The sequence below is a fragment of the Streptosporangium pseudovulgare genome (assembly GCF_014648055.1).
Lineage (GTDB): Bacteria > Actinomycetota > Actinomycetes > Streptosporangiales > Streptosporangiaceae > Streptosporangium > Streptosporangium pseudovulgare.
In genome coordinates, this window is record NZ_BMQJ01000001.1 from 902,919 (window position 1) to 910,435 (window position 7,517).

The 7,517-nt window shown below is 71.0% G+C and carries 6 protein-coding genes; all 6 read right to left on the reverse strand.

The features are described from left to right. Positions 1-18: 18 nt before the first annotated feature. Entirely contained in the window at positions 19-2,079 is a 2,061-nt protein-coding gene (locus tag IEZ10_RS03925) for an ABC transporter ATP-binding protein (RefSeq protein ID WP_189245000.1), read from the reverse strand. After that, positions 2,076-2,915, reverse strand: a complete 840-nt coding sequence (locus tag IEZ10_RS03930) for an ABC transporter permease (protein ID WP_189245001.1) — start codon at positions 2,913-2,915, stop codon at positions 2,076-2,078. Before IEZ10_RS03930 ends, IEZ10_RS03925 begins: the two co-directional genes overlap by 4 nt. 1 nt (position 2,916) lies before the next feature. Then, positions 2,917-3,891: an ABC transporter permease gene (locus IEZ10_RS03935; RefSeq protein ID WP_179819029.1), complete on the reverse strand. Its 975-nt coding sequence runs from the start codon at positions 3,889-3,891 to the stop codon at positions 2,917-2,919. Between the two features lie 455 nt (positions 3,892-4,346). Further along, the gene (locus IEZ10_RS03940) at positions 4,347-5,573 is read right to left on the reverse strand and encodes a saccharopine dehydrogenase family protein (RefSeq protein WP_179819030.1); all 1,227 of its coding nucleotides are present in this window, start codon (positions 5,571-5,573) and stop codon (positions 4,347-4,349) included. A 283-nt stretch (positions 5,574-5,856) separates the two neighbouring features. Further along, positions 5,857-7,155 carry an extracellular solute-binding protein gene (locus tag IEZ10_RS03945; protein ID WP_189245002.1) on the reverse strand — a complete coding sequence of 433 codons (1,299 nt, stop codon included), beginning with the start codon at positions 7,153-7,155 and terminating at the stop codon, positions 5,857-5,859. A gap of 146 nt (positions 7,156-7,301) precedes the next feature. Continuing rightward, positions 7,302-7,517, reverse strand: a 216-nt coding sequence (locus IEZ10_RS03950; RefSeq protein WP_189245003.1) for an aldehyde dehydrogenase family protein, incomplete at its 5' end; no start/stop codon positions are given.

The window sequence follows — 7,517 nt, forward strand, 5'->3', positions numbered from 1 at the left end:
TCCTCCATCGGGGATTCATCAGGAGACCGCGGTCTCGGGTACCTCGGTCACCTCGGGGTAGTGGCAGGCGGCGCCGTGATCGGCGGCGGGCGCGAGCCGGGTGACAATGGGCTCTTCGGTGTCGCACCGGCGCGCGTCCTCGGCGCTCAGCCGGGCGCGCTTGGGGCAGCGGGTGCGGAACCGGCAGGCCGACGGCGGCGATGCCGGGCTGGGCAGGTCGCCCTCCAGCAGGATCCGTTCGCGCGAGCGCTCCAGGTTCGGGTCGGGCAGCGGGATGGCCGACAGCAGCGCCCGCGTGTAGGGGTGCGCGGGCCTGGCGTAGACCTCCTCGACCGTGCCGACCTCGGCGATCTTGCCGAGGTACATCACGGCCACCCGGTCGGCGATGTGCCGGACCACCGACAGGTCGTGGGCGACGAAGAGGTAGGACAGGCCGAGCTTGACCTTCAGGTCCTCCAGCAGGTTGATCACACCCGCCTGGATGGACACGTCCAGTGCCGACACCGGCTCGTCCAGCACGATCAGCTTCGGCTCCAGCGCCAGGGCGCGGGCGATGCCGATGCGCTGGCGCTGGCCGCCGGAGAAGTGCTGCGGGTAGCGCTCGGCGTGGGACGGCTCCAGGCCGACCAGGGTGAGCAGCTCGGCGACCCGGGCCGGCACGTCCTTGCGGCCGTGCGCGCGCAGCGGCTCGGCGAGGATGTCGCCGACCGGCATCCTGGGGTCGAGCGCGGCCATCGGGTCCTGGAAGACGATCTGCAGGTCCCGGCGGAGCGCGGTGCGCTCGCCCCGGCCCAGCTTGGCGCTGTCCTTGCCCAGCACGACGATCGTGCCGTCCTGGGGCGCCTCCAGCTGCATGATCTGCTGCAGGGTGGTGGTCTTGCCGCAGCCGGACTCGCCGACCAGGCCCAGCGTCTCGCCCTCGGCGATGTCGAAGCTGATGCCGTCCACCGCGTGCACGGTGCCGACCCGGCGCTTGAACACCGCGCCCTTCATGAGCGGGTAGTGCCGGACCAGGTCCTCGACCTTGAGCACCGTCTCCCGCTCGGCGCGCGGCCGGGAGGCCTCCGTCTCGGCGGGAGGCTCGGGAACGGGGTAGATCGTGGCGCCGTCGAGGTTCTTCAGCTCGATCTCGTGCGCGCGGATGCAGGCCGCCCGGCGGCTGCCGGGGCCCACCGGCTCCAGCTCGGGCTCGCCGTCGTCGCAGGCGTCCACCTTCATCGGGCAGCGCGGCGCGAACGGGCAGCCGGGCGGCAGCGCGGCCGGGGAGGGCGGGTTGCCCTCGATCGGGATCAGCCGCGCCGACGGGCGGTCCATCCGCGGGATCGAGGCGAGCAGCCCCATCGTGTACGGCATGCGCGGGCGGTAGTAGATCTCGTCCACGCCGCCCAGCTCGACCGGCCGGCCGGCGTACATGACCAGCACCCGGTCGGCCAGGCCGGCGACGACCCCCAGGTCATGGGTGATCATCACGATGCCCGCGCCGGTCTCCCGCTGCGCGGTCTTGAGCACCTCCAGCACCTGGGCCTGGATGGTGACGTCGAGCGCGGTGGTCGGCTCGTCGCAGATCAGCACGTCGGGGTCGTTGGCGATGGCCATGGCGATCATCGCGCGCTGGCGCATGCCGCCGGAGAACTCGTGCGGGAACGCCTTGGCCCGGACGTCCGGGTGCGGGATGCCGACCAGGTCCAGCAGCTCGACGGCCCGCTTGGCGGCCTTGTCCTTGCCGACCTTCTGGTGGATCCGCACCGCCTCGGCGATCTGGGCGCCGATGGTGTAGACGGGGGTGAAGGCCGACAGCGGGTCCTGGAAGATCATGCCGATGGACTTGCCGCGGAGCCGGGTGAGCTCCTCCTCCGGCATGCCGATCAGCTCCTGGCCGTGGAGCTTGACCGAGCCGCTGATCTCGGCGCCCTCGGGCAGCAGGCCCATCACGGCCAGCGAGGTCACCGACTTGCCGGAACCCGACTCGCCGACGATGCCGAGCACTTCGCCCCGGCCGAGCCGGTAGCTCACGCCCCGGACGGCCTTGATGCCGCCGCGGAAGGTGACGTTGAGGTCGTTCACCTCGAGAATCGTCATGAGTTGCTCCCCGGGTCGAGCGCGTCGCGCAGGCCGTCGCCGATGAGGTTGACGCTGAGCACCAGCAGCACGAGCAGGCCGGACGGGAAGAGGAAGAGCCAGGAGTATCCCGGGACCTTGTCGCTTCCCGCCGCGATCAGCGTGCCGAGCGAGACGTCGGGCGGCTGGACGCCGAACCCGAAGAACGACAGCCCGGCCTCGCCGATGATCGCGGCACTCACGTTCAGCGTGGCGTCGATGATCAGCAGGGAGGAGAGGTTCGGCACGACGTGCCGGATGATGATCTTCCAGCCGGGGATGCCCATGTAGCGGGCGGCCAGAATGTACTCCCGCTCCCGCAGGGAGAGCGTCATGCTCCGCACCACCCGGGAGGTGATCATCCAGGAGAACGCGGCCAGCAGGAGCACGAACCAGAGCCAGGAGCCGCCCCTGAGGTTCGGCGAGACGATCGCGATGATCAGGAAGCTGGGCAGCACGAGCAGCAGGTCCGCGCCCCACATCAGGGCCTTGTCCAGCCAGCCGCCGAAGTAGCCGGCCGAGGCGCCGACGAGCGCGGCGAGACCGGTGGAGATGAGCGCGACGAGGAAGCCGATGACGATCGACTTCTGCATGCCGTGCAGGGCCACCGCGTAGACGTCCTGGCCGATCTGGGTGGTGCCCCACCAGTGGTCGGCCGAGGGCGGCTCCATGAACGCCGTGAAGTCCTTCTCCAGCCAGTCGTGCGGGCCGAAGAACGGGCCGACGTAGGCCAGGAGCAGGAGCAGGAGCAACGCGATCAGGCCGTAGCGGGTCTGCCGGTTGCGCAGCATGCGGGCGAAAACGACCTTGGAACGCATCTCAGCTCACCCGCACCCGGGGGTCGAGGGCCGCCACGATGAAGTCCGACAGCAGTCCCGCGAAGAGCACGCACACGGCGGCGAACAGGTTCACCGCGGCGACCGCGTTGGTGTCGTTCTGCTGGATCGAGTCCACCAGCCAGGCGCCCATGCCGTTCCAGCCGAAGATCTTCTCGGTGAAGATCGCGCCGGTCAGCAGCGTGCCGAAGGTGAAGGCGAAGTAGGTCGCGGCCGGCACCAGCGCGGTCCGCAGCGCGTGCTTGAGCAGCGCCGCCTTGCGGCTGAGGCCCTTGGCCCGGGCGGTGCGGACGAAGTCCTGGCCCAGCACGTCCAGCATCATGTTGCGCTGGATGCGGCTGTAGAAGGCGATCTGCCCGAGGCACAGGGAGATGGTCGGCAGGATCAGGTGGTTGAGCCGGCTGAGCGTCTGGTCCCAGCCGCTCAGCCCCGGGGTGTACTCGCCGGTGTACTCCAGCTTGGTGCCCAGCAGCTCGTTCATCCCGACTGCTCCGATGGTGAGCATCTTCGCCATCACGAAGACCGGGACCGCCATGATGACGAAGGCCGCCACACCGATGACCCGGTCGCTGACCCGGTACTGTCTGATCGCCGCGAAGGCCCCGACGGCCACGCCGATCCCCGAGCCGAGGACCGTTCCGATGAGCAGCAGCCGCAGGCTGACGCCGATCCGGCGGCCCATCTCATCGTTGACCGACTTGCCCTGCCAGGTCTTGCCGAGATCGCCGGTGACGACTCCGGAGACCCAGGTGACATAGCGCTCGAAGACGGGCTTCTTGTCGTTGAGGTTGTAGTCGTCCAGCGTCGAGTCGATGACGGCCTCCGCCACCGGTGGCTGACGGCCTTCGTACTTCGCCCTGGGGTTGAGACTGGTCGCGGCGAGGAAGTACGCCATGCTCGCGGCGATCGCCACCAGCAGGACGTTGCTGACCAGCCGCTTCAGCAGGTAGGCGCCCATCGTCCTCCCCTCATATATCGCCCGGGAACGCGAGGGACGGCGGCGGTTCACCGCGCGGTGGACAGCACCTGATCCCACTTAGCGCATGGTTGATCCCGCTATGTCTCTTTTAATGCGGGATGAGCGAAACCATACCTGGGGGCAGTGATTAGAACCGACGGTGGGGGGTAACGATCCGGATTCGAGATGTCCAGATCTCGTGACACATCGTCGTCTCCGCAGGTCAGAGCCCTCGCCGTCAACGCCTCCGAGCGCCGCCCGGCCCCGGGAACGCCGAAGAGGCGGCCCCGGAAACCGGGACCGCCTCGGTGCGCGGAAGCCGTACCGCCTCGGTGCGCGGAAGCCCTACGGCCCCGGTGCGCGGAAGCCGTACGGCAGGACCTTCGCGGCCCGCGCGGCCGTACGGCGGAGCCGCCTGCGCCCGCGCGAGCCGTACGTCAGGACCGCCGGACGGCTCAGGCGGGCTGGAGCGCCGCCGCGAGCTGGTCGCGCATGCCCCACGGGGAGCCGTAGTCGCCCAGCAGATCCAGGAACGGCACCGCGTCGAACGCCTCGGGCCCCAGCACCCCGGAGCCGGTCCAGACGCCGGTGGCCAGCAGCTCCAGCGCGACCACCGGGTGCAGGGCGGTCTGCCAGACCACGGCCTGGCAGCCGTACTCCCGCATCGACCACTCGTTGTCGACCACGTGGTACAGGTAGACCTCGCGCGGCTCGCCGTCCTTGCCGACGCCCTTCACCCAGGTGCCGGCGCAGGTCTTGCCGCGCATCCGGTCGCCGAGGGTGGCCGGGTCGGGCAGGCTGGCGGCGACCACGTCGCGGGGCGAGGTCTCGACGCCGCCGACGCGGATCTTGCCGGCGTTGTCCAGGCCGAGCTTGTGCAGGGTCTTCAGCACCCCGATGAACTCCTCGCCCAGGCCGTACTTGAACGTCACACGCCTGGCGTCGACCCAGCGCGGGACGAGCAGCACCTCCTCGTGCTCGACGTTCACGCACTCCACCGGGCCGATGCCCTCGGGGAAGTCGAACACCTCCGGCTCGCTGAACGGCTCGGTGGTGCGCCAGCCGCCGTCCTCCCAGATGACCGGCGGGTTGAGGCACTCCTCGATGGTGGTCCAGATCGAGAAGGTCGGCGCGAAGTCGTAGCCGTCCACCACCAGGTTGGCCCCGTCGCGGATCCCGATCTCGTCGATGCTCTCGAAGAGGTGGTCGGCGGCGTAGCGGGCGAACACGTCGGCCAGGCCCGGCTCGACCCCCATGCCGACCAGGGCCAGCAGGCCCCGGTCGCGCCAGGCGCCGTCCAGCGCGAACTGCTCGTCGCCCAGCTTCACCCCGGGCAGCTCGTACGGCCGCTGGGGATGGGGGCGCGACAGCGACATGGCCATGTCCAGGTAGTGCGCGCCGGCGTTCAGCGCCGCCCGGAACAGGGGCATGGTGAAACGCGGATCCACGGCGTTGAAGAGGACGTCGCAGCGGTGCTCGGCCAGGGCCGCCTCCACCGCGGCCTGGTCGGAGGCGTCCAGCGTGATGGCGCTGAACCGCGGATCGGCGACCTTGGCCACCGCGGCGGCGGCCCGGCTCTGTTGGGAGTCGGCCACCACGATGTGTTCGAAGAAATGTCGGCGCGCGGCGATCGGGACGACGGCGGACCCGACGCCGCCGGCTCCCACAAGGAGGATTCTCATGGCCCGATCCTACTCACTGACTGGTTGACCAGCCAATAACGAAGACATAAATTCGCCACTGAATCCATCGTTGATCACGATCAGAACCACGGAAACCGTGGTGATTCGACTCCATGACAGACATGCTTGGGGGCCCGCCTGACGGGCACACCCGGGGACGAGGCGGGCGCTCCGGGGGTCGGGGGAAACACCCGGAGCGCCCCTGACGGGCCACACCCGGCGGGGGACGGGCGCGCCCGCGGCTCGTCAGGCGCGGGTCACCGGCGGGTCACGGGGAAGCCGGTCATTCCACCAGGTCCTTCCACCGCTTCGTCCAGTCGGTGTAGTCAGTGCATTCCCCGCCCGCGCCGCCGCAATCCTTCGATGGGCGAACGGCAAAGAAGACGCGCTTCAGCCACGCCGCGTCCCCGGCGTGGTGGGCGTCGCAGACGCGCCGCGCCTCGCCGCCGCACGCCTTGGGGTTCGCCGGGGCGAGACCGGTCCAGGCCGCGGCCGCGCGCTGCGCGGTCGGCGAGGTGATCCAGTCGAGCCACCGGTAGGCGCAGTTCGGGCTGGCGGCGCCGGAGGAGAGCATCCAGGAGTCGGCCCACCCGGTCATCGGCGCGTCACCGAGCGCCTTCACCGGGCGGCCCGCCCGCGCGAAGAGGTCGGCGTGGTACGGCAGGGCCCCGCCGAGCCGTACCCGGTCCGTCGCGAAGGCCCGGATCGCGTCCAGGGAGTCGCGCCAGTAGACCCGGCCGGGTCCGTCGTGCCGGGAGACCAGCTCCACGGCCGCGTCGAGCTGCTTCGGCGTGAGCTGGAACGGGTCGCCGATCTTCAGGTCCGGCCGCGTCTCCTTCAGCGCGAGCGCGGCCCCGGCGAGGCTCATCGGGGTGTCCCTGATCGCCACCCGCTCGTCGTCGTAGAGGTCCTGCGGGCCCTTCGGCCGCTCGCCCCGGTAGAGGACCTCGTCGGCGCTCCACAGGTACGGCACGCCGAAGACCTCCTCCCCCCGCCGCGTCGAGGGCAGCTCGCGCAGCCGCTCCGGAACGTCCTTGTAGGAGGTGAGGAGGCCGGTGTCGATCGGCGCGGCCTTCCCCTCGGCGATCAGTTGCCCGGCCAGCTCGGGCGGGGGCGAGACGACGTCGTAGGACCCCGGCCGGAACTTCGCCGCCATCTCCTCCGCCGACCTCACCCGGTCCAGCCGGACGACCCGGCAGCCGGTGCGGTTCTCGAAGGACGAGACCCAGTCGACCCCGGTCAGGGTCGTGCCGTACTCGACGTGGCCCTGGAAGGTGAGCACCCGCAGGATGCCCTCGCCCTTGCCGATCGAGGCCGAGGGCTTCGGCGACGGGCTCCGGCCGTCCGGGACGCCGGTCGTCCTGGGGCGCGGGGTGGCGCCGCGGTCCGGTGTCACGGTGGACGCCGGGGAGGGCGAGCCGGTGGACGCGGGCGCGGCGTTCCGGGCGGGGGCCGCGCCCACGGTCTCGGCGGAGATCACGCCCCCGTCGGAGGTCACGCTGCCCGCCGCCACGCACGCGGCCAGCGCCAGGCCGCCCGCCAGTGCGCCCCGGCGTGTACGGCGCGGCCCGTCCCTGCCCACGAATAAGTCCCCTTACCGACGCGTCGACATCTGTGCGGAGCCTACCCGCCCGCGCCCGGCCCGGCGGGGACTCGCGGGCGAGTCCCCGCCGGCGCCCCGGGCCCGGGTCCGCCCCGTCCGCCGTGCCCGGCGGACGGGGCGAGGTCTCAGGCGTTGGTGGGGAAGCCGAGGTTGACGCCGCCGTGGCTGGGGTCGAGCCAGCGGGAGGTGACGACCTTGCCCCGGGTGTAGAAGTGCACGCCCTCGGCGCCGTGGACGTGGGTGTCACCGAAGAGCGACGCCTTCCAGCCGCCGAAGCTGTAGAAGGCCATCGGCACCGGGATCGGCACGTTGATGCCGATCATGCCGACCTCCACCTCGTT